Annotated in this window: 19 protein-coding genes; 12 read left to right on the top strand and 7 right to left on the bottom strand. The window is 71.5% G+C overall.

Translation table 11 applies throughout. From position 1 onward, the window contains the following. The first annotated feature begins 38 nt into the window (after positions 1-38). Both AB0O28_RS34155 and AB0O28_RS34150 read left to right on the top strand, forming a co-directional pair. Positions 39-878 carry a hypothetical protein gene (locus AB0O28_RS34155; protein ID WP_363646703.1) on the top strand — a complete coding sequence of 280 codons (840 nt, stop codon included), beginning with the start codon at positions 39-41 and terminating at the stop codon, positions 876-878. A 55-nt stretch (positions 879-933) separates the two neighbouring features. Further along, a complete protein-coding gene (locus AB0O28_RS34150; RefSeq protein WP_363646702.1) occupies positions 934-2493 on the top strand; it encodes a serine/threonine-protein kinase in 1560 nt (519 codons plus the stop codon). A 58-nt stretch (positions 2494-2551) separates the two neighbouring features. On the opposite strand, the gene AB0O28_RS34145 is transcribed toward AB0O28_RS34150, so the two are convergent. Together AB0O28_RS34145 and AB0O28_RS34140 are read right to left on the bottom strand one after the other, a co-directional pair. Next, the gene (locus AB0O28_RS34145; RefSeq protein WP_363646701.1) at positions 2552-3280 is read right to left on the bottom strand and encodes a class I SAM-dependent methyltransferase; all 729 of its coding nucleotides are present in this window, start codon (positions 3278-3280) and stop codon (positions 2552-2554) included. 93 nt (positions 3281-3373) lie between these two features. Continuing rightward, the gene (locus AB0O28_RS34140) at positions 3374-4597 is read right to left on the bottom strand and encodes a mannosyltransferase family protein (protein ID WP_363646700.1); all 1224 of its coding nucleotides are present in this window, start codon (positions 4595-4597) and stop codon (positions 3374-3376) included. A 654-nt stretch (positions 4598-5251) separates the two neighbouring features. Between AB0O28_RS34140 and AB0O28_RS34135 the strand changes: the two genes are divergently transcribed. Both AB0O28_RS34135 and pntB read left to right on the top strand, forming a co-directional pair. Continuing rightward, the gene (locus AB0O28_RS34135) at positions 5252-6925 is read left to right on the top strand and encodes a Re/Si-specific NAD(P)(+) transhydrogenase subunit alpha (protein WP_363646699.1); all 1674 of its coding nucleotides are present in this window, start codon (positions 5252-5254) and stop codon (positions 6923-6925) included. Between the two features lie 2 nt (positions 6926-6927). Continuing rightward, the gene (gene pntB / locus AB0O28_RS34130; RefSeq protein ID WP_363646698.1) at positions 6928-8334 is read left to right on the top strand and encodes a Re/Si-specific NAD(P)(+) transhydrogenase subunit beta; all 1407 of its coding nucleotides are present in this window, start codon (positions 6928-6930) and stop codon (positions 8332-8334) included. Positions 8335-8353: 19 nt separating this feature from the next. On the opposite strand, the gene AB0O28_RS34125 is transcribed toward pntB, so the two are convergent. The 3 genes from AB0O28_RS34125 to AB0O28_RS34115 form a co-directional block, all read right to left on the bottom strand. Further along, complete coding sequence (locus tag AB0O28_RS34125) at positions 8354-9487, bottom strand: SagB family peptide dehydrogenase (protein WP_363646697.1); 1134 nt, start codon at positions 9485-9487, stop codon at positions 8354-8356. Beyond that, a complete protein-coding gene (locus AB0O28_RS34120) occupies positions 9484-10545 on the bottom strand; it encodes a tetratricopeptide repeat protein (RefSeq protein ID WP_363646696.1) in 1062 nt (353 codons plus the stop codon). The genes AB0O28_RS34125 and AB0O28_RS34120 overlap by 4 nt, the downstream gene beginning before the upstream one ends. Before the next feature lie 197 nt (positions 10546-10742). Next, positions 10743-10931 (bottom strand): hypothetical protein, encoded by a 189-nt coding sequence (locus AB0O28_RS34115; RefSeq protein WP_363646695.1) that lies wholly within the window; start codon positions 10929-10931, stop codon positions 10743-10745. Between the two features lie 280 nt (positions 10932-11211). Here AB0O28_RS34115 and AB0O28_RS34110 point away from each other — a divergent pair, with 280 nt between their 5' ends. From AB0O28_RS34110 to AB0O28_RS34100, 3 genes are all read left to right on the top strand, one after another. After that, complete coding sequence (locus tag AB0O28_RS34110; RefSeq protein ID WP_363646694.1) at positions 11212-12168, top strand: TIGR03885 family FMN-dependent LLM class oxidoreductase; 957 nt, start codon at positions 11212-11214, stop codon at positions 12166-12168. A 172-nt stretch (positions 12169-12340) separates the two neighbouring features. After that, positions 12341-12481: a hypothetical protein gene (locus AB0O28_RS34105; protein ID WP_363646693.1), complete on the top strand. Its 141-nt coding sequence runs from the start codon at positions 12341-12343 to the stop codon at positions 12479-12481. Further along, positions 12478-13800 carry an MFS transporter gene (locus tag AB0O28_RS34100; RefSeq protein WP_363646692.1) on the top strand — a complete coding sequence of 441 codons (1323 nt, stop codon included), beginning with the start codon at positions 12478-12480 and terminating at the stop codon, positions 13798-13800. The genes AB0O28_RS34105 and AB0O28_RS34100 overlap by 4 nt, the downstream gene beginning before the upstream one ends. Here the strand turns inward: AB0O28_RS34100 and AB0O28_RS34095 are convergent. Then, complete coding sequence (locus tag AB0O28_RS34095) at positions 13755-14666, bottom strand: LysR substrate-binding domain-containing protein (RefSeq protein WP_363646691.1); 912 nt, start codon at positions 14664-14666, stop codon at positions 13755-13757. The genes AB0O28_RS34100 and AB0O28_RS34095 overlap by 46 nt on opposite strands. Positions 14667-14737: 71 nt before the next feature. Here AB0O28_RS34095 and AB0O28_RS34090 point away from each other — a divergent pair, with 71 nt between their 5' ends. The 3 genes from AB0O28_RS34090 (at position 14738) to AB0O28_RS34080 (ending at position 16955) form a co-directional block, all read left to right on the top strand. Beyond that, the gene (locus tag AB0O28_RS34090; protein WP_363646690.1) at positions 14738-15154 is read left to right on the top strand and encodes an ester cyclase; all 417 of its coding nucleotides are present in this window, start codon (positions 14738-14740) and stop codon (positions 15152-15154) included. Beyond that, the gene (locus AB0O28_RS34085) at positions 15144-15902 is read left to right on the top strand and encodes an SDR family oxidoreductase (protein WP_363646689.1); all 759 of its coding nucleotides are present in this window, start codon (positions 15144-15146) and stop codon (positions 15900-15902) included. The genes AB0O28_RS34090 and AB0O28_RS34085 overlap by 11 nt, the downstream gene beginning before the upstream one ends. Positions 15903-16088: 186 nt before the next feature. After that, positions 16089-16955, top strand: a complete 867-nt coding sequence (locus AB0O28_RS34080) for a hypothetical protein (RefSeq protein WP_363646688.1) — start codon at positions 16089-16091, stop codon at positions 16953-16955. A gap of 53 nt (positions 16956-17008) precedes the next feature. Here AB0O28_RS34080 and AB0O28_RS34075 read toward each other — a convergent pair whose 3' ends face one another. After that, entirely contained in the window at positions 17009-18277 is a 1269-nt protein-coding gene (locus AB0O28_RS34075) for an MFS transporter (protein WP_363646687.1), read from the bottom strand. Positions 18278-18714: 437 nt separating this feature from the next. Between AB0O28_RS34075 and AB0O28_RS34070 the strand changes: the two genes are divergently transcribed. Next, complete coding sequence (locus AB0O28_RS34070; RefSeq protein WP_363646686.1) at positions 18715-18987, top strand: acyl carrier protein; 273 nt, start codon at positions 18715-18717, stop codon at positions 18985-18987. Then, the gene (locus AB0O28_RS34065; RefSeq protein WP_363646685.1) at positions 18984-20339 is read left to right on the top strand and encodes an AMP-binding protein; all 1356 of its coding nucleotides are present in this window, start codon (positions 18984-18986) and stop codon (positions 20337-20339) included. Before AB0O28_RS34070 ends, AB0O28_RS34065 begins: the two co-directional genes overlap by 4 nt. Positions 20340-20381: the final 42 nt, after the last annotated feature.

Here is a 20381-nt window from a genome sequence, read left to right as displayed (position 1 = left end):
TCGCACCCCGGCTTCTCCGAATTCCCCGAGGACGATTCATGCTTGACGACCTGCAGTTCTTCCGCACCGCCAGGGCCCTTCGAGTCTCTCCCCTCCTGGTCGACGCCGCGGACCGGATCGACGCCGCCTTCCCCGACGAGCTGTGCAGGCAGCTCCTCCCTCGGCTCTCCCGGCTGGCGGGAACGGCCGACGACGGCAGGAACGAGGACCGCGTCCTGATGGCGCAGGACTGGCTGGCCCGCACCTGTCTCCCGGTCTGGTTGCGGGCCGCGGAGCTCGGGGATGACGCGTCACGGCTTCGCGGTCTCGCACCCCTTCGCGACGCCGAAGGCCGGGGGCGGATGGTGGAGATCGCCAAGGAGGTGGGCGCCCGGGTAGGGCTCGGCGCGCCCTGCAGGGCCGAGGGCTTCCGGCTCTTCAGCCTCGCCGCAGCCGCGGCCGGCCACGCGGAGAGCGGCACGAGCCCGTGGCGGCACGTGGAATCCGCCGACCCGGACTTCTACCGTACGGTGACCCGGGCGGCGCGCAACGCCGCCATGCGGGTGGCGCTGGCGGCGATCAGGCAGGCCGGGACGGGACCGAATTCCGGCGGCGCGAAGCCGGAGCGGCCCGACGCCGCCGCTTCCGGCGGCACCGCTTCCGGCGGCACCGCTTCCGGCGGCACCGTTTCCGGCTGCACCGTTTCCGGCTGCACCCCGGCCGAGCGGCGGAACGCTGCCGGCCGCGAGGAACGGGACCACGTCACGCGGGCCCGCGCCCGCGCCGCGCTCGAACCGGCCGTCGCGCTCCTGCAGCGCTCCGCGGTGGAGCTGTTCACCCACATGGCCGAGCCGCCCACCCGGGAGTGGCCGTACGAGGGCCGCACCCCCGCCGGCTGACCCGGAGCGCGGAAGGGCAGATCATCCGCCTGTCGTGATCTCTAAGATGCACTTCATGTCCGCAGGGAGCGACAGACGAGGCGGCCCTGCCTCCCCGACGCACGTCCGTCATCCGCTGACGGACGCGCTCGGTTTCGCGTGGGCCGTCGTCCCGGCCGTCTCGCTGGGCCTGCTCACCTGGCTGGTCCTCGGCTTCGCGGCGTACCGGACGAAGAGCCGGGTCACGGCCGTCGTCGCAGGCGGCCACCTGGCCGTGCTCGTGTTCCTCGTCTCGACCGCCGGGGTGCGGGACTTCCCGCAGGACGACTGGCGCAACCAGCTGGCGCTGTGGGTCTGGGTCCTCGGCGTCTGCGCGGGCGGCACCGTGCACGCTTTCGTCATACGCAAGCGGGTCTTCCCTCCCCGTGCCCTGCCCGGGGAGGAGGGCCCGGCCGGCGCCACCGCGGGCGAGGGGCGTCAGGTCGTGGCCGGGCCCAAGGGGATCGCGGTTCCGCTGAGTTACCTCTGGGCTCTCGTTCCGCTGCTCACGCTCGGGTTCGCCACCTTCCTGGTGGTGGGCTCCGCGGCGGTCCGCCTGCGCAGCCGCGTGCAGGCAGCGGCGGCAGCCGGATATCTCGTGCTGTTCGCGGCCCTCATCATCGTCGACGCCCCGGTCGGGACCCTGCCGAACACGGACTGGCGCGCGCAGCTGTACTACTGGTCCTGGGCGCTGAGCTCGTGGTGGGGCGGCACCTTCCACGCCTTCGTCCTGCGGCAGGCGGTGTTCACGCGACGACCGGCTCCCGTCCGGGGCCCGGTCCCGACTCTTGCGGCGGGCCCGCCCCCACCGCCGGCCCCGCCCCCGGCCGCCCCCTTCATCGGGCCGTACCGGCTGGTGCGGCGGCTCGGCGGCGGCGGGCAGGGGGTCGTGCACCTCGGTCTCACGCCCACGGGCGAAAGGGTCGCGATCAAGGTGCTGCACGCTTCCGTCGAAACGGCCGCGGAGCATGAGAGCTTCCTGCGCGAGGTCGCGGCGGCGCGGCGCGTCCCGCCGTTCGCCACCGCACCCGTCATCGACGTGGGCGTCGCCGGCGACGCCGCCTACATCGTCAGCGAGTACGTCCCCGGCCCGTCGTTGGAGACGTACGTCCGCCGGGGACGGCCCATGGACGGGGACGGCCTGATCCGTCTGGCGATCGCGACCGCCGCCGCCCTGCGGGGAATCCACGCCATGGGCATCGTCCACAGGGACTTCAAACCCGCCAACATCCTGCTCGGTCCCGACGGCCCACGCGTGATCGACTTCGGTGTGGCCAGGGCCCTCGACCGCCTGACGCTGACGGCGGGAGGCGCCAAGGGGACGCCGCCGTACATGTCGCCGGAGCAGGTGTCCGGACAGCGTGCCGGCCCGCCGTCCGACGTGTTCAGCTGGGCCTCCACCATGTATTTCGCGGCGACCGGACGCCTCGCGTTCGACGGCCCGTCCGTCTACGTGATCTCTCATCGCATCCTCGGTCACCACCCGGACGTGTCGGTCCTGCCCGAGCCTCTCCGGCATCCGGCGGCCGCCTGTTTCAGCAAGGACCCCGGGGCCCGGCCGACCGCCGCCCAGCTCATGCTCGCGATCACCCGATAGGCGCCGGCCCTGCCGCCCGCCGAGGCCGCCGCGACTGGCCGAGACGTCCGGCACGAGGTCATACGCGCCGGAGGAGCAGGGTGACGAACCCGAGAGCACTCCGGTAGCCGCCGAGCCACATGTCGCGATGCTCCCTCATCACGGCCAGGGCGTGGTCGCCGTCGGGCCCAGGGTTGTCCGCGGCCCAGCGCGCCAGGGTGCCGGTCCACGTCCACTCGTACTCGTCCCACTCCGCCGGGTCGCTCACATGGGCGTAGACGGTCAGCCATCCCTTGGACTCGGCGGCCTCCACCGTGCCCGCGAGATCCGGGTGGTCGCCGATCGCTTCGGCGACCTCGGGAGCGGGAGGGCGTTCCCAGTAGCCCTCCCCGACGAGCGCGAGACCACCGGGCCGTACGAACCGGGTGAGAGCCTCCATCGTCTCCGTCAGCCCGCCGAGGGCGTGCGTCGAGCCGACGCACAGCGCCAGGTCGTACGGCCGGGCGGCCGTGAAGGCGTCGGCCGGCATCGTGTGGAGCGTCAGCCGGTCCGCCAGGCCTCGCCTGACGGCCGCCTCGTTCGCGGCGGTCACGGCGTGCCGCGAGATGTCGACGCCGTCGGCCCGCGCGGACGGGTAAAGTTCGAGCGCCCGGAGCGACCACTCGCCCTGCCCGCATCCCAGGTCGAGAATGCGGGCGTCCTCCGGCAGCGCCGCGCGGCGCAGCAGCCGATCGAGGTTGGCCTCCGAGACGGGCGCGGCGATCGGGTGATCACGATGGGCGATGGCGCTGAGCAGGTGTCGATCCACCTCCTCATACTCCCAAAGAGGACAAAGCGCCCGCAGCTGCTTATCCGGGCACCGCGACGCCCTCCGGCGCGCGATCGCATGCGCCGTGGCGGCTCAGCCGGTCCAGGAGCTGTTCATGAAGGACATCGTCATCGGCACCATGAGCGGCCCGATCACCGCGGCGTAGAGGATGATCACCCACCGTTGCCGGGCGCCCGCCCGGCCCATGAGCACCCACAGCGGCCACCACAGCAGCGCCGACCTGGGGATCGACATGTAGAACGTGGAGGTGATCAGCGCGCCCAGCTGCAGCCCGACGTAGACGAACTCGGCCCAGCGGCGGGTGACGAGCAGCCAGACGAGCAGCAGCACCCCCACGATCGCCGCCGCGATCTCGAGACGGAACATCGGCGCGAACCCGCCGTCGCCGCCGGTCGAGTCCCATGTGGTGCGGAACGCCTCCCAGGGCCAGACCGGTTTCCGCCCCCATCCGGTCTGCTGCGCGTTGTTCCACGCCAGCCAGTCACCCGTACGGGAGTACTGGTAGGCGGCGTACGTGAGGATCGGCGCGAACGGCAGCACCAGCCAGGCCCCCCGCCACCAGCCCGCCCAGCCGTCCCTCCGGATGCGGCTGACGACGAACTCGACGATCAGTGCCACGGCCAGGAACAGGCCGGTGATCCGCACGCAGGACGCCCCGGCGGCCAGAGCGCAGGCCAGCGGCCAGGCCCGGCGCCGGGCGGCCAGCCAGGCGGGCACCGCGAAGGCGAGGAAGAGCGCCTCGGAGTAACCGGCGAACAGGAACACGGCCGGGGGGCACAGCAGCAGCGCCAGGACGGCCCAGCGTCCCGCCCCGGCGGGTCCCTCGAAATCGGCGAGCCGGGCCAGCGCCACCATGGCCACGGCGCCGGCCACGAACGAGATGATCAGACCGGCCAGCGTCCAGTCGTCGACCACCAGGTGGACCAGCCGCAGCGCCAGCGGCAGGCCGGGAAAGAACGCCGGCAGCCCGGGATCGGGCTCCAGGTTCGGATCGCCGTCGTACCCGAATTCCGCGATCTTCCGGAACAGGTCGACATCCCAGTGTTTCCACCGCTCCAGCAGCGGTGCCTTGCTCTGGCCGGACACGATCAGTGCGCCGTAGACCGCCACGAGGACCATGCCCGCCCTCGTGCCCGCCCACAGCAGCAGGGCGTCCCGGACGGTGGCGCTGCGCCGCAGCGGTTCGGCGGCGGCCCTGCCGGCCGGGGGCGTCGCGGGCGCGGGAGCCTCCCCGTCCTGCCCGGCCCGCTCCCCACGCTCCGGGTCGTGCTCAGCTTCCTGGACGAAAGCCGTCACGTGCCCCTCCTCTCGCACCTGCCGGCGCTCGCCGCGCGGTACGTCCCCCCGCTCCCCGAAGCGGGATCCGTCCCCCGGACCGCCGCGATGCCCGGCCGCCGCCTTGTGCGACCGAGGCCGTACGCGGGCGAGCGGCGGCGGCGTCCATGATCGGAATGATGTCAAGCGATCGAGGCGCCGCGCCAGGCCGAGCCGGGCTCACCCGGCCGCGCTCACTTCCCCCGGACTGCGAGCAGCCGATGACCTCGGGATATTCACCGCCAGGAGCCGGGGTGGCCGGCGCCTCGAATGAAAGTTACAGCGGAAAACCGGGAGAACCGGGCAATGCGGTGCCGAGTGCCGGCGCCCGGTCGCCGTCATACCGGTGCCGCCGTTTTCGGCGGCGGTGCGATATGCGCGGGCGGCCGCCCTGTTCACAAGGCAGGCGTATCCGGACGAATCGAGGATATGTGTCACAGGCGGGGTGCGGGGAAGACGTACGGCCGCTTCCGGGCGCGAAGCATTGCGTTTCGGGGGAAAGCACGACAACGGGCTCCGGGAATGCCAATTGCGTCCGATGAACACCTTGCCCCATACACGGAGAAGTCGTGACAATTTCCTCGCACGTCGCATCAATTCGCATCCATCCCTTTCACCGCCCCCGGACGGCGGCGCATGGCATGCCGCCGGTCCGTACCACCGCGACCCACGAGTGAGCGGCGGCCGGCGGCGAACGCAGGGTCGCCCACCCCGACGGCCCGCCCGACAGAAAGGATCGTGATGAGTCACTCAGCGCAGCGCCTGGGCGTGGTCGCCGAAACGGCGCCGGGCGAGACCCGGGTGGCGGCCACCCCGGCCACCGCCGCACAGCTGGTCTCGCTCGGCTACGAGGTGATCGTCGAATCGGGCGCCGGCGGACGGTCGGGCTTCACCGACGACGCGTACGCCGCGGCCGGGGCGCGGATCGCCGGCCGCGAGGAGACATGGGACGCCGACGTCGTGCTGAAGGTGAACGCGCCGGCGGCGGAAGAGATCGCGGCGCTGCGCGACGGCGCCACGCTCGTCTCCCTGATCGCCCCGGCGGCCGACCCCGGCCTGGTGGAGGCGCTCGCGCGGCGGCCGATCACCGTGCTGGCGATGGACGCCGTGCCGCGCGTCTCCCGCGCGCAGGCGCTCGACGTGCTGAGCTCGATGGCGAACATCGCCGGCTACCGGGCCGTCATCGAGGCGGCGCACGCGTTCGGGCGGCTCTTCACGGGCCAGGTGACCGCGGCGGGGAAGGTTCCGCCTGCCAAGGTCCTGGTGGCGGGTGCGGGCGTGGCCGGGCTGGCCGCCATCGCCACGGCGACCAGCCTCGGGGCGATCGTCCGGGCGACCGACCCGCGCCCCGAGGTCGCCGAGCAGGTGCGTTCGCTGGGCGCGGAGTTCCTGGACGTCGGGGTCGCACAGGAGTCGAGCGCGGACGGGTACGCCAGGGCGACCTCCGAGGACTACGACCGCCGTGCCGCCGAGCTGTACGCCGAGCAGGCCGCCGACGTGGACATCGTCATCACCACCGCCCTGATCCCCGGGCGGCCCGCCCCCCGGCTGTTCACGGCGGAGCATGTGGCGCGGATGCGTCCGGGCAGCGTCATCGTCGACATGGCCGCCGCGCAGGGCGGGAACGTCGAAGGCACCCGCCCAGGGGAGGCGGTCGTCACCGGAAACGGCGTGACCGTCATCGGCTACACCGACCTCGCGGGACGGTTGCCGGCCCAGGCCTCGCAGCTCTACGGCACCAATCTCGTCAACCTGATGAAGCTCCTCACGCCGGGCGGGGACGGGCGGCTGGTGCTGGACTTCGACGACGTCGTGCAGCGCGCGATGACCGTCGTCCGCGACGGCGAGAAGACGTGGCCGCCACCGCCCGTGCCGGTGAGCGCGGCCCCCGCCGCCGCCTCCTCCGCCGCCTCCTCCGCCACTTCCGCCGCCCCCTCCGGCCCGCCTCCGGCACCCGCCCCGCCGCCCGGACGGCGACGCCATCCGGTCACCGTCGTCGCCGCCGCCGCGTTGTTCCTGCTGACCGCGTTCTCGCCGAACGCGCTGATCGAGCACGTCACCGTCTTCGTCCTGTCGATCGTGATCGGCTACTACGTCATCGGCAACGTCCACCACGCGCTGCACACGCCGCTGATGTCGATCACGAACGCCATCTCGGGAATCATCGTCGTCGGCGCGCTGCTCCAGATCGGCCAGGGCGGCACGATCGTCGCCGTCCTGTCGTTCGTCGCGATCCTGCTGGCCAGCGTCAACATCGTCGGCGGCTTCGCCGTGACCCGGCGCATGCTCGGCATGTTCACGAGGAGCTGACCGTGAACCTCGCCACGGCCGCACAGGCCGCCTACATCGTCGCCGCACTCCTGTTCATCCTCAGCCTCGCCGGTCTGTCCAGGCACGAGACCGCGCGATCCGGCGTCACACTCGGGATCTGCGGCATGGCCATCGCGCTGGCCGCGACGGTCGTCCTCGCCGCGGACGGCGGCGACGTCCTCGCACTGGTCCTGCTCGCGGCCGCGATGGCGATCGGCGCCGCCATCGGGCTCTGGCGGGCCCGGATCGTCGAGATGACCGCCATGCCGGAACTGATCGCCGTCCTGCACAGCTTCGTCGGCCTCGCCGCGGTCCTGGTCGGGTGGAACGGCTTCCTGGAGGTCGAGGCCGGCGGCGGGACCGCGGCGGAGCTTCCCGGCTCGCTGCTGGGCATCCACCACGCCGAGGTGTCCATCGGCGTGTTCATCGGGGCGCTCACCTTCACCGGGTCGGTGGTCGCGTTCCTCAAGCTGTCGGCCAGGATCGACACCAAGCCGCTGATGCTGCCGGGCAAGAACGTCCTGAACCTCGGCGCGCTCGCGGCGTTCGCGGTCCTGACCGTGCTCTTCGTGGCCTCCCCGAGCCTGGGGATCCTCATCGCGCTGACGGTCGTGGCGCTGCTGCTCGGCTGGCACCTGGTCGCCTCCATCGGCGGCGGGGACATGCCCGTCGTCGTCTCCATGCTGAACAGCTACTCGGGCTGGGCGGCCGCGGCGTCGGGGTTCCTGCTCGACAACAACCTGCTGATCGTCACCGGCGCCCTCGTCGGCTCGTCCGGCGCCTACCTGTCGTACGTCATGTGCCAGGCGATGAACCGCTCGTTCATCTCGGTGATCGCCGGCGGGTTCGGCATCGAGGCGGGCCCCGGCGGCGACCGCGACTACGGCGAGCACACGGAGATCACCGCCGCCGGCACCGCCGGCCTGCTGAAGGAGGCCAAGTCCGTCGTCATCACCCCCGGATACGGCATGGCGGTCGCGCAGGCGCAGTATCCGGTCGCCGAGCTCACCCGCAAACTGCGGGAGCGCGGCGTCGAGGTGCGGTTCGGCATCCACCCCGTCGCCGGCCGCCTGCCCGGTCACATGAACGTCCTGCTCGCCGAGGCCAAGGTGCCGTACGACATCGTCCTCGACATGGACGAGATCAACGACGATTTCTCCACCACATCCGTCGTCCTCGTCATCGGCGCCAACGACACCGTCAACCCGGCCGCCGTGGAGGACCCGGACAGCCCCATCGCGGGCATGCCCGTCCTGCGCGTCTGGGAGGCGGACAACGTCGTCGTCTTCAAACGGTCGATGGCCACGGGGTACGCCGGAGTGCAGAATCCCCTGTTCTTCCGCCACAACACCGGCATGCTCTTCGGCGACGCCAGGCAACGCGTCGAGGAGATCGTCGCCGCCCTCTGACGCCGTCGCTTCGTGCCGGTCAGCGGGCGGGCGCGGCGCCGATGACGGAGGCGCCGATGACCAGATGCCCGGCGGGATCGCACCCGAGGAGCTCTTCGACGAGTTCGTCGCGGAGGGCCGCGGTGAACGTGATGTGCAGACCGGCCGCGGTGGCCAGCAGGTAGACGGTCTGGCTGAGGTGACCGACGTCCATCAGCAGCGCCCTGTAGACACGGGGAAAGGTGTACTTCCACTGGTTGCGGGCGATCACGCTGGTGTAGAAGATCAGCGCTCCGGCGCCGGCGACCCAGTCCTGGTCGCCGACCGCGGCCACGAGCCGCTCGTCGTCGAGTCGGCGGCCGAGGTGTTCGAGGCTGTGGTCGGCCGCGGCGTAGTGATAGGCGCCCGGGGCCAGGCCGTCGACATCGCGGGCGTAGAGGTAGACCTCGGTGGGATGCCGGGCGCCGCCGGACGGGCTGGTCTTGAACACCCGCTGCCAGGAGTCGGTCAGCACGCCGCCGGGGTCGAGGGTGACGCCCGCCTGGGTCAGGGGGCCGTCGACCCGCGGCAGAGGTCCGGCGGCGGTCTTGAGCAGGGCGGCGACGACGTCCAGCGGCAGCGCCGCGCCGCCGAAGCAGCGGCGGCTGCGGCGCCGGTGCAGCACGTCGATCAGGTCGCGGTGACGCCAGACACCGGGATCGGCATGGGGATCGGGATCGGGCAGCGCGTGGCGGGAGACGGCGGGCAGGGACCAGAACGCCGGTGGCGGTGGATCGGTGAGGACCTTGGCTTCGAGTTCCTCGTTGTCCTGCTCGGCCGTGCGCATGGCGGTGCTCGCGTGGGAACGACTGGAGAAGTGGTAGGCGCGGGCCAGGGGCCCCCACGGCCGCCAGGCCCGTTCGACGGCCTGTTCGCGCCGATGGCGAGGCCCGTTCTCGCAGATAAGGACGTCGTTGTCCGCCAGGACGGTGGCGATTTGGTGCCAGTGGGCGGCCTCGCCGGGATCGTCGGCCATCTCCCGTACGGAGTCGAGTGGGCGGAAACCGGTGAACCAGCGCAGCACCCGCTCGACCCCGTCGGCGAGGGCGAACTGGCGATGGTCGAGGTAGTCGTCCCAGACCAGCCGGCCGGCGTCCCAGAGCAGGGCGCCGCAGGCGGACAGGCGCACGTTCACGATGGCGTCTCTTCTCGGGTCGGGGCGGCCCGCCGGCGCGGCTCCACGTCCGGGGGCGGCAGTTCGGCTCGGGCGGCCGCCAGGCCGCGGCGGGCCGCCGCCAGGTGCGGATGGTCCGGCGCCGCCCGCCGTAGGGCCTCGATCGCCCGTCCGTAGCAGGCCTCGGCCTGATCGGGCCGGCGGCGGGCGCGGTGCAGTGCGCCGAGATTGATCAGGGTGATGGCCGACTCCGGATGTCCCGGGCCCAGAACCGCGTCCTTGACGGCCAGTGCGCGCGCGTAGCGGGCCCGCGCCTCGTCCAGGTCTCCCCGCCGGTGTGCCAGGGCGGCGAGGTTGTGCAACGCGGCTGCGACGTCGTGATGTTCCGGGCCGTACGCCGCCTCGGAGACGGCCAGGGCCTGCCGGAGCAGCGCCTCGGCCTCGGCGGGGTGCCCGCAGCCGTCCACGAGCGCGGCCCAGGCGGCGAGGTCCGCCGCCACTCTCGGATGCCGCTCGCCGAGGAGCCGGGCCCGCACCCGCGTCGCGCGCCGCGCCCACGGCTCACCCGCCTCGTGGTCGCCGCGCGCGTGTGCGAGCCCGCCCAGGTTGTGACAGACCGCGGCCACGTCCTCGTGCTCCGGGCCGCGCGCCTCCTCCAGGATCTCGAGAGCGCGCAGGTACAGGGCCTCGGCCTGCCGGAAGCGGCCCGTGTACTTGCCCAGCACGCCCCACTCGTTGCAAAGCGCGGCCACCTCGACCGATCGCGGGCCGAAGGTCCGCTCCGCGACAGGGAGAGTCAGGGCGAACAGCAGCCCGGCCCTGCGGTAATCGCCGCGCATGCGCCACAGGGTCGCCAGCTCGATCTGGGCGCGGACCCGTACCACCGTCGGGCCATCGTCACGCCGAACCTGCTCGTCACGCCGTGCCTGCTCGTCGCGCCGGGCCTGGTCGGCGGCGGCCCGCAGGGCGCGCTCCGCCTCCGTGAAGGCGTTCTCGCCGCGTCGCCGCACGCCCTGCCGCAGCAGTTCCTCCGCCGGCGACTGCCCCGCGGCCGAGCCGGGATCCGCCCTGCCACTCACCGACGCCTCCGAGCCGCCTCGTCACACCGGGGGGAGGTTGTGCCCCCCGGTGTCCCCCGGTGTCCCCGGGTCCCCCGCATTCCGTTGTCGCGGCGTCCGTCCTCCAGGCTCGCCGGAGCCCCGGGGGCGGACGCGCACCACGTCACGACAGGCCGGGAGCATCACGCGGATGCGCGCCTTCCGGGCCCGTCACGGTCTCACGCTTCGACGAGGATCTCGTTGTGGTTGTGGTTCAGCGCCACGTCCGCCCTGCTGTACGCGTCCTCGTGGACCTCGAACACCGCGCTCTCGTTGTGGTTGAAAGTCAGCGCGGCGTCCAGCCCGACGTCCAGCCTGGCGTACGCGTCCTCGTGGACCTCGAACATCTCCGACTTACCCTGGGACATTGGTGTCGCTCCTTTCGCGAGCTCCCGTGCCGGCGGTCATACGACCTCGTCACCGGAGCGAGGGTCACCATGGCAGCACCGCTGCTCAGGCTCTGACTTACGTACGATCCCAAGAGGCGCGACCGTCACGACATATCCACTATTCGGTGAAATCGCCCGGAATACTGGTTATGCGCCTCTGACCCATTCGATTGAGGCCGCCGCCGGAGACGGCGTCGATTCGGCGGCACCGAGCAGGTGCCGAGGTTTGCCGCGGCTTCGCCGGGTAGCCGCGTGGCGCATGACGAAGTATGGAATCCACGCCTCCCACGAGCAGATCCCGCCCGCCGACCTACTCACCGCGATGATCGCCGCCGAGCGCGCCGGCTTCGATTGCGCCATGTGTTCCGACCACTTCTCCCCCTGGAGCGAACGTCAGGGCGAGTCGGCCTTCGCCTGGTCCTGGCTCGGCGCCGCCCTGCAAGCCACTGGCCTCACCTTCGGCGTCGTGAATGCCCCCGGGCAGCGCTACCACCCGGCGATCGTCGCCCAGGCGATCGGGACCCTCGGCGCGATGTTCCCTGGGCGGTTCTGGGCCGCGCTGGGCAGCGGCGAGTACAGCAACGAGCACATCACCGGCGAGCAATGGCCGCGCAAGGAGATCCGCGACGCCCGGCTGCGCGAGTGCGTGGACGTCATCCGCGACCTGCTCGGCGGAAAGACGGTCACGCATGACGGCCTGGTGACCGTCGATCGTGCCCGCCTGTGGACGCGCCCGGACACCCCGCCGCCGTTGATCGGCGCGGCGGTGAGCACCGGTACGGCGGCCCGGTGCGCGGAGTGGGCGGACGGCCTGGTCACGGTCAACGCCCCCGAGAACCACCTGCGTGAGATGATCGCGGCGTACCGCGACGCGGGCGGGCGCGGACCGGTCTGCCTGCAGGTTCACCTGAGCTGGGCGCCGACCGAGGAGGAGGCGGAGGCGATCGCCCACGACCAGTGGCGCAGTAACGTCTACGGCCCGCCGGTCTCCTGGGACCTGGAGCTGGTGGAGCACTTCGACGTGATCTCCGAGCACGTGACCGTCGAGCAGGTGCGCCGCGTGGTCAACGTCTCCGCCGACCTCGACCGGCACGTCGACTGGCTGCGCGGCTACGCGGCTCTCGGTTTCGACCGCGTCTACCTGCACCACGTGGGCCAAGATCTGCTGCCGTTCATCGAGACCTTCGGCGCCAAGGTCCTGCCTCGGCTGCGCTAGTGGGCTGCGAAACCGGTTCGAAGGGTCCCGATCACCATCCGCCCGGCTACACAAGACTCCTTGCACAAGCCTGGACCGGCAGACCGCCCTCGTACGGCAGTGGTTCGCCGAGCGCGAGGGCTACCCGGAACCGTGGCGCCGGGCGGCGTTCACCAGTGACCACTGGGCGAGATTGTCGGTCGCCGAGCTCGCCGAACTGGAAGAGCACCTCCTCGCCTTGTTCACCACGCTGGCCGACCGGGAGATCCCCGACGACGGGCAGGAGCGCACGCTCGTCTTCCTGACCGTCCGTGCCGTGCCGGGCCGGCCGTGACCACGACGCCGGTCGTACGCGGTGGGCCGCTGCGGTCGCGCGACTTCCGGCTGTTGTGGATCGGCGAGACGACGAGCATGCTCGGCGGTTCCGTCGCCGGCGTGGCGCTTCCGCTCGTCGCCGTGGTGACGCTGCACGCGAGCCCGCTCACCGTCGGGCTCCTGACCGCGGCCGCCTGGCTGCCGTGGCTGCTGATCGGGCTGCCCGCCGGCGCGTGGGTGGACCGGCTGCGGAAACGGCCGGTGATGCTGGTGTGCAACGGCGTCTCGATGGCGGTGTTCGCGAGCGTACCGGTCGCGGCGTGGTCCGGCGCGTTGACGACGACGCATCTGCTCATGGCGGCCACGAGGGGCGGTGTCGCACAGGTGTTCTTCACCCTCGCCTACCGGGCTTACCTGCCGATTCTGGTTGAGGGAGAGCGGCTGCTCGACGCCAACGCCACGCTCCAGGGCAGCGAATCGGCCGCGCAGATCGCCGGTCCCGGGCTGGCGGGACTGCTCGCGCAGTGGTTCGGCGCGGTCAGCGGCGTGCTGGCCGACGCGGTCAGCTTCGCGGTCGCCGTTCTGTGCCTGCGGTCCGTGAACACGCGGGAGCCCCGCCGGGAGAGCGCGGCGAAACGGCGGCTTCGGGCAGAGATCCACGACGGACTGCGGTTCGTCGTCCATGACCCCTGCCTGCGCGTTCTCACCGTCTTCAGCGCGATGTCCAACATCGCGCTGATGGGCTACTCGTCGATCCAGGTCGTGTTCCTCACCCGGGACCTCCGCGCCGGGGCGGGACAGGTGGGCGTCGTGCTCGCGCTGGCGAGCGCGGGCGGCCTGTTCGGCGCCGCCCTGGCCGGCCGGGTGGGCACACGATTCGGAACGGCACGGGGATTCCTGCTGTGCGAGGCGTTCGCCGCACCGATGAGGCTGCTCGGGCCGATCGGAGACGGTGGCACGGGACTGGTCCTCTTCGCCGCCGCGGGCTTCGGCACCGGGCTCGGCGTCGTGGCGTCGAACGTGCTGACCGGCACCTTCCGTCAGCGCTACTGCCCGGCGGAACTGTTCGGGCGGATCACCGCGACCACATCGGCGCTGAACTACGGCGCGATCCCCCTCGGCGGGCTGCTCGGCGGCGTGCTGGGCGATGCGATCGGTGTGCGCGAGACCCTGGGGCTGATGGCCGTCGTCCAGCTCCTCTCACTCGCCGTCCTGCTGCTCGGTCCCTTCCGCTCCCTGCGTGACTTCCCCGCGGCGCTCCCTCGCGTGTGGCCGGTCCGCACAGGGGCGGCTCATCGCGAGCCGGCCTCGGCGGCCGGTGATCTCGTGACGCCCTGACCGCTCAGGCAGTCGCGTGCCGACGTGCGGAACGCGGCCACCAGCCGGCTGCGGTCCGCGGCCCGGGTCGCCACGACGACGTGACCCGGTTCGACGCCGTGCAGCGGGATCGCGGTGAGGTCGGGGCGGATGCCGGCCGCGTGCAGGGCGGCCGGGACGATGGCCACCGCCTGCCCGGCCGCTATGTATTCGAGCTTGTCCTCGATGGTCTCGACAGGGGGTCCGCCGGGCGCGGGGCGGCCTCCCGGCCGCGGGTCGATGCGCCAGTACGCGTCGAACTCCGGATCGGGGAAGCGGGGAATCGGCTCGCCGTCGATGTCGTCGAGGGTGACCGACTCCTTGCCGGCCAGCCGGTGCCCGACCGGCACGAGCAGCATCTTCGGCTCGTCGTAGAGGATCGTCACGCGCAGGTCGTCGGTTCGCAGCGGCAGCCGGGTGATCGCGGCGTCGACCCGCCGGTCGAGCAGGGCCTCGCGCGGCTCGTTCCACTCCAGGTGCAGCGTGCGTACGTCGGCGTCGGGATGCTTGTGCCGCAGGTTCCGCACCGCCGGGGTGACGATCACGCCCGCGGTGTAGCCGACGGTGATCCGGGTGGGCTGGGCGGCGGCACGGGCGACGGCGGCGGCCTGCTCCGACGATCGCAGCAAGGCGTGTGCGTGGGGCAGGAAGGCCTCACCCGCTTCGGTGAGCCGCGTGCCCTGCCGCGTACGGTCGAGGAGCCGCGCGCCTACCTCGGCCTCGAGACGGCTGATCTGCCGGCTCAGCGACGGCTGCGCGATGTGCAGCTCGGCCGCGGCGCGGCCGTAGTGCAGGTGTGACGCGACCGTGGTGAAGTAACGCACCAGCCGGAGATCGAGATCCGTCATGCCCAGATCGTATTACGTGTTCCGGAACAGGTCTTTGACCAGCGACAACGCGCGTCCCTACCGTGAGATCCATGCCTACTACCAATGAGATCGCGGTCCGGCGCTTCTACGAGGCCCTCGCCACCGGCGACACGACGCTGGTCGACGAGGCTCTCGCCACCGGCTGGGAGGCCGTCCCCGCCATGCGGACCGGGCCCGGCCCGGACGGATGGAAGAAGAGCATCGATCACCTTCGCGGCGTGTTCTCCGGCCTGACCGTCACGATCGAGCACGTCGTCGAGTCCGGCGACATGGTGGCCGTGCGCTCGGTCGGCCGCGGCGTACACGCCGGCGAGTTGCTCGGCGTCGAGGGCACGGGCCGCGAGGTCGAGTTCCGGGCGTCGGACTTCCACCAGGTGATCGACGGCCGGATCGTGCGAACGTGGCACCTGGAGGACTACTTCGGGATCGCGCACCAGCTCGGATTGGCGTTCACCCGTGGCGCTTGACGGAAAGACGGCGGTCGTGACCGGGGCGGCGCGGGGCATCGGGTACGCGTACTGCCGGCGGCTCGCCGCGGACGGCGCGAACGTGGTCGCCGTCGACATCGACGACCCGGCCGGCGCCGTGAAGGAGCTGGAGGGCGGCGGTGACAAGCTGGGGCTGGTGTGCGACATCGGCGAGCCGTCGCAGGTCGACGCCGTGGCCGGCACGGTCCTCGACCGGTACGGCCGCTGCGACATCCTCGTCAACAACGCCGGGATCTTCCCCTTCACCGACCTCGACCACGTGACGATCGAGCTGTGGCGCGCGGTGCAGGCGGTCAACGTCGAGGCGATCCTGCTGTTCGCCCAGGCGTTCGCCCCCGGGATGCGCGCCGCGGGGTGGGGACGCATCGTCAACACCGGCTCGGGCATCACCCTGACGCAGAACCGCGACCTCGCGTACATGACCAGCAAGGGCACCGTCCACGCGCTGACCCGGGCGCTCGCCAACGAGCTCGGCGACAGCGGCATCACGGTCAACGCGATCGCGCCCGGGCTGGTGGCGACCGAGGGCTTTCTGGGCCGCTCCCGGACGAACGGCCCGACCGCCGACGAGGTGTTCGCCCGGATGACGGCCATGCAGACCATCAAGCGCCGGTCGGTCCCGGAGGACCTCGGCAACGCCCTCGCCTTCCTGGTCTCGGACGACGCCGATTTCATCACCGGCCAGATCCTGCACGTCGACGGCGGCGTGACGCGTACGGGAGCCTGACGATGCTCGACGCGATAGCCGACCGCTGGCCCACCACATGGGCCGGGTGTAACTCACCGCGGGGCGGCCGGCGGGGCGGTCACTGTTCGAATCCGATCTCTGGCGGGATTCTCCGGTTACGATGTGACAGAGACACATCTATCCGGATGAAAACTAGAAATATCGGATAACAAGGATAAATCCCCCATGAAACGACGGGTTGCCCTGGCGGTCGCCGTACTGATCGCGTCCGTCCCGGTGGCCGCGGGTCCCGCCGCCGCACAGGCAGGTGCGCCCGACCCAGTACGCGCGCTCCAGCGGCAGTTCCGGAGCGAGCACGGCGTTCGCGTCTCGGAGACCGACCGTTTCTTCTACGGCGGGAAGTCGAAGGCCTCCGGGAACGGAATCCGGGTCAGCGGGGTTCTGCAGCTCGGCCGCACGGGTCCGGTGGCCGCGCGATTCACCTGGTGGTCGATCAAGGGGACCTCGTCCGAGAAGTCGGACCCCTACCGCGTCGTCCGCGTCGGCAAGGACGCGTACGACGCGGCCGACCGGTATCCCGGGCCGGTTCCCGGCGGCAAGGAGTGGATCCGGTTCCCGAGCAGGCACCGGGGGCAAACGGGCCGGGACCTGGCCCGGGACGCCAGCCTCCAGCCGATCGACGTCTACGATCCGTCCCTGATGAAGGCCGTGCTGAAGCGCTCGACGAGCACCCCGGTCTCCGGCGGCCGCCTCTACAAGGGCACGATGAGCCGCAAGGAGCTGGGCAGGCTCGCGAAGGGCACCGTCGTCGACTGGACCTCGGGGCGGCCGATCGGCGCCAAGAGCAAGGGAAAGATCACCTGGCGGCTCTGGGCGGGCCGCGACGGCCTGCTCAAGCGCCTGGTCACCGCCGACGCCGTGGGGCAGGGCAAGGATCCGCTGGTCAAGCGGAGCGACACCCGCTACACCGGCTGGGGGTGCCCGGTCGTCATCACCGCCCCACCGGCCGACGAGGTCATCGACGAAGCCGACCTGCTTGACTACATCCGGTCGCAGAACACGCCCATCCCGGAGGATTCCGGGAACACCTGAGCCGTTCCTCACCTCCTCGTGCCGTACAAGCGAGGCCGAGCCCCCCGCCCTGCCTACTTCCCGGCCTCGGCGGGCAGGAGCTCCGGGCGCGGATGACGGATGGGAGTCAGGGTCGCGCACAGGGCGGTCGCCAGGCAGGTGATCCCCGCCGCCAGGCACACGACCACGACGCCGTAACGGGCGGCCCCCCAGGTCAGCAAGGCCGCGCCGATCGGGCCGAGGGCGGCGTGGATGGTCCAGAACGCCGAGGTGACACGTCCCAGCAGGCGATCCGGGGTCACCTCCTGCCTCAGCGACATGGAGCAGATCCCCGCGGTGCCCCTGCAGAAGAGGAGGACGGTCGCCGGCACCGCCACCGTGGGAACGTTCGCGGACAGGCCGATGAGCGCGATGGCGACACCGCACAGCGCGTACGAGCCGATCCAGCAGGCACCGAATCCGAGGCGTCCGCGGGCGAAGCCGGCGAATACGGCGGCGGCCATCGACCCGACCGCGGCGGACGCCAGCACGTATCCGGCCGCGCTGTCGGGCTGCCCGAGATCGTGCTTCAGATGGAAGATGATCAGGTCGTTCAGGCCCAGGGTGAGAAACGTCAGAAGCGACAGAAGGACCGTCAGCGACCGCAGCGCCGGGTGCCTCCAGAGAAACCGCGCGCCCACCAGGACGTCGTCCCAGCCCGCTCGCGGCACGGACGGCGGCGCCTCCCCTCCGGCGACGGCGCTCCTCGACCGCGGGCGGACGAAACACAGGCCGACGGCGGACACGGCGAAGCTTCCCGCGTCCGCCGCGATCGCCGCGGACGGGCCGTACATCGCGGAGACGAGACCGGCCAGCACGGGTCCCGTGATGTTCGCGAGGGAGTACGTCCCGTAGAGACGGCTGTTGGCCTTCATGATCTGGCCCTCGGCGACGAGGCCGGGCACGACGGTGACGTATGCGACCTGGAAGACCATGCCGAGGGCGGCGCCGATCGGCACGACGACGTAGAGGAGCCAGATCTGCGGAGACAGGAGCCAGGCGAGCGGGACGAGCGCGTAGACGAGCGCCCGGACGGCGTCGCAGGCGATCAGCAGGGCCCGCCGGTTCACCCGGTCGGCCAGCACCCCGGCGAAGATCCCCGCGAGGATGGACGCGGCCCCCGCCAGGCCGGTCAGCAGGCCCATCTGGACGACGGAGCCCGTCGCGCGGAGAACCAGCAGCGGCATCGCCAGAAGGGAGAAGGAGTCCCCCGCGACGGACAGGGTCTGTACGCCGAGAAAAACGGTGAAGTTCCGGTTTCTCCACAGAGGCCGGGGCCGCTCCCCCGCCGCGTCCCTGCCCACGGTTCTCCCTCAGCAGGTCTTCTCCCGGGCCCCCGGCGACTCCATCCGCGGACCTCATGCCATCCGCTCGCCACCGGGCGAGGCCGCGTGGCCCCCGATCACCGGCTCTCCGCCGCCGCAGCCTGATCGACCGGCTGATTTCGGCGGCCTGAGCGGATCCTTCCCCTCGGACCCGGTGCGACTCATGCCTCGCGGACTGAGAAAGGACCCGCCGCCGGAGTCCCCCGGGTGCCGGTGAGCGCGAAACGTCTCCCTTCGTTCAAGAATCAATGCCGCAACGCCAATCCCCGGATCGACGTGCCCGACGCGGGCATCACCTCAGCATCTCGCGCCGCACGGGGGTGAGACCCCCATCGGCCATGCCGTACGGACCCATCCATCGTTTGGGCGGCTCGAGGCACCAGGCACCTCGGCTGCCAGGACTACGGAGATCCGGAATGTCGTCGCTGAATTCCGCGCAAGACGGGCCCGGTTTCGAGCAGATGCTGTCCGAGGCCTTCAAGGAAGGGCTGGATCTGCCGGCGGAAACCGACGTGACCACGCTGGTCTTCGGACAGCATCGGCACTGGGATTCGCTGGGCCACATGTCGCTCGTCATCACCCTTGAGCAGACCTTCGGGGTGTCGCTCGAGGAGAAGGACGTGCTGGAGATCGACAGCTTCGCCTCCGCCGCCGCCGTCCTGAGGGCGAAGAATCGCGCCGGCTCATGAGACCCGCGCTTCTGAGGTGGCTGGACCGGCCACCGTCCGGCACCGCCCTCGTGGACAGGAGGGCCGACCGGAGCTGGACCTACGCCGAGCTCGCGGCCGACGTCCTGCGGCGGGCCGCGGCCATCCCCAGTCGGCGCAAGTCCGTGGTGGCCTGCCTGTGTCGTACGGACGCCCAGTCGGCCATCTCCTATCTCGGCGCGATGGCGGCCGGCCACGCGGTCATGATGCTCGACGGTGCCGCCGGCAGGGACGTGATCGCCCGCCTCCTGGATCTCTACCGGGTCGAGTTCCTGCTGGACGGCGACGGTTGCGAACGGCTGCACACATCGGACGGGCCCATCGACGACGAGCTGGCGGTCCTCCTCGGCACGTCGGGAAGCACGGGCAGCCCGAAATACGTGAGACTCAGCCGGCAGAACATCGATGCCAACGCCGCACAGATCGTGCGGATCCTCGGCATCGACGGCGGTGAACGGGCGGTGCAGGCCCTTCCGTTGCACTACTCCTACGGGCTCTCCGTCCTCAACTCCCACCTGTTCGCCGGGGCGTCCGTGGTGTTCCCCGGCGCCGGTCTCGTGCGACCGCGGTTCTGGGAGGCCGTGAGGGACACCGCGTGCACCTCCCTGGCCGGTGTGCCCTACACCTACACGATCCTCACCCGGGTCGGCTTCGAGGACATCACCCTGCCGGACCTGCGGACCCTGACCCAGGCCGGCGGCCGGATGGACCCCGAGACGGTGCTCCGCCTCGGACGGCACATGATCGAACGGGGCGGACGGCTCGTCGTGATGTACGGCCAGACCGAGGCGACCGCGCGGATCGCCTACGTACCGCCCGACCGGGTGCTGGACAAGCCGGACCGCGTGGGCGTGCCGGTTCCCCGGGGCCGTCTGTCGCTCGCCGCCGACGGGGAACTGCTCTACGAGGGACCCAACGTCATGCTGGGGTACGCGCGACGGCGCGCGGATCTCGCCTGCGGCGACGTCAACCACGGCCGGCTCGTGACCGGTGACCTCGCCGACGTCGACGACGAGGGTTTCTACTCGATCGTCGGCCGTAAGCGCCGCATGGCGAAACTGAGCGGTCAGCGGGTGAACCTCGACGAGCTGGAAATACTGTTGGTGTCACATGGCCGGGTGGCCGCGCTGGAGCTGTCGGGGCGGCTGGTCCTGGCGCGGGCGGGCGGTGACGCGGCGACGTCGAGGCATGAGCTGTCGCGGCACGCGGGCGAGCTCATCCGCATACCGGCCCGTTTCATCCGCGTCCTCGACATCGGCCGGCTTCCGCTGACCGGCACCGGCAAGATCGACTATGGAAAGCTCGCGGACGAACTGGACACCGGTCGTGACTGATACCGGTCTCCGCGCCGGTACCTCCAGCATGGAGGAGGACGG

Origin of the sequence: Microbispora sp. NPDC088329 (assembly GCF_040685655.1) — a bacterium.
In the GTDB taxonomy this organism is placed as follows: domain Bacteria; phylum Actinomycetota; class Actinomycetes; order Streptosporangiales; family Streptosporangiaceae; genus Microbispora.
The sequence above is the reverse complement of the archived record's forward strand: the minus strand, read 5'-3'. Positions and strand labels throughout refer to the sequence as shown.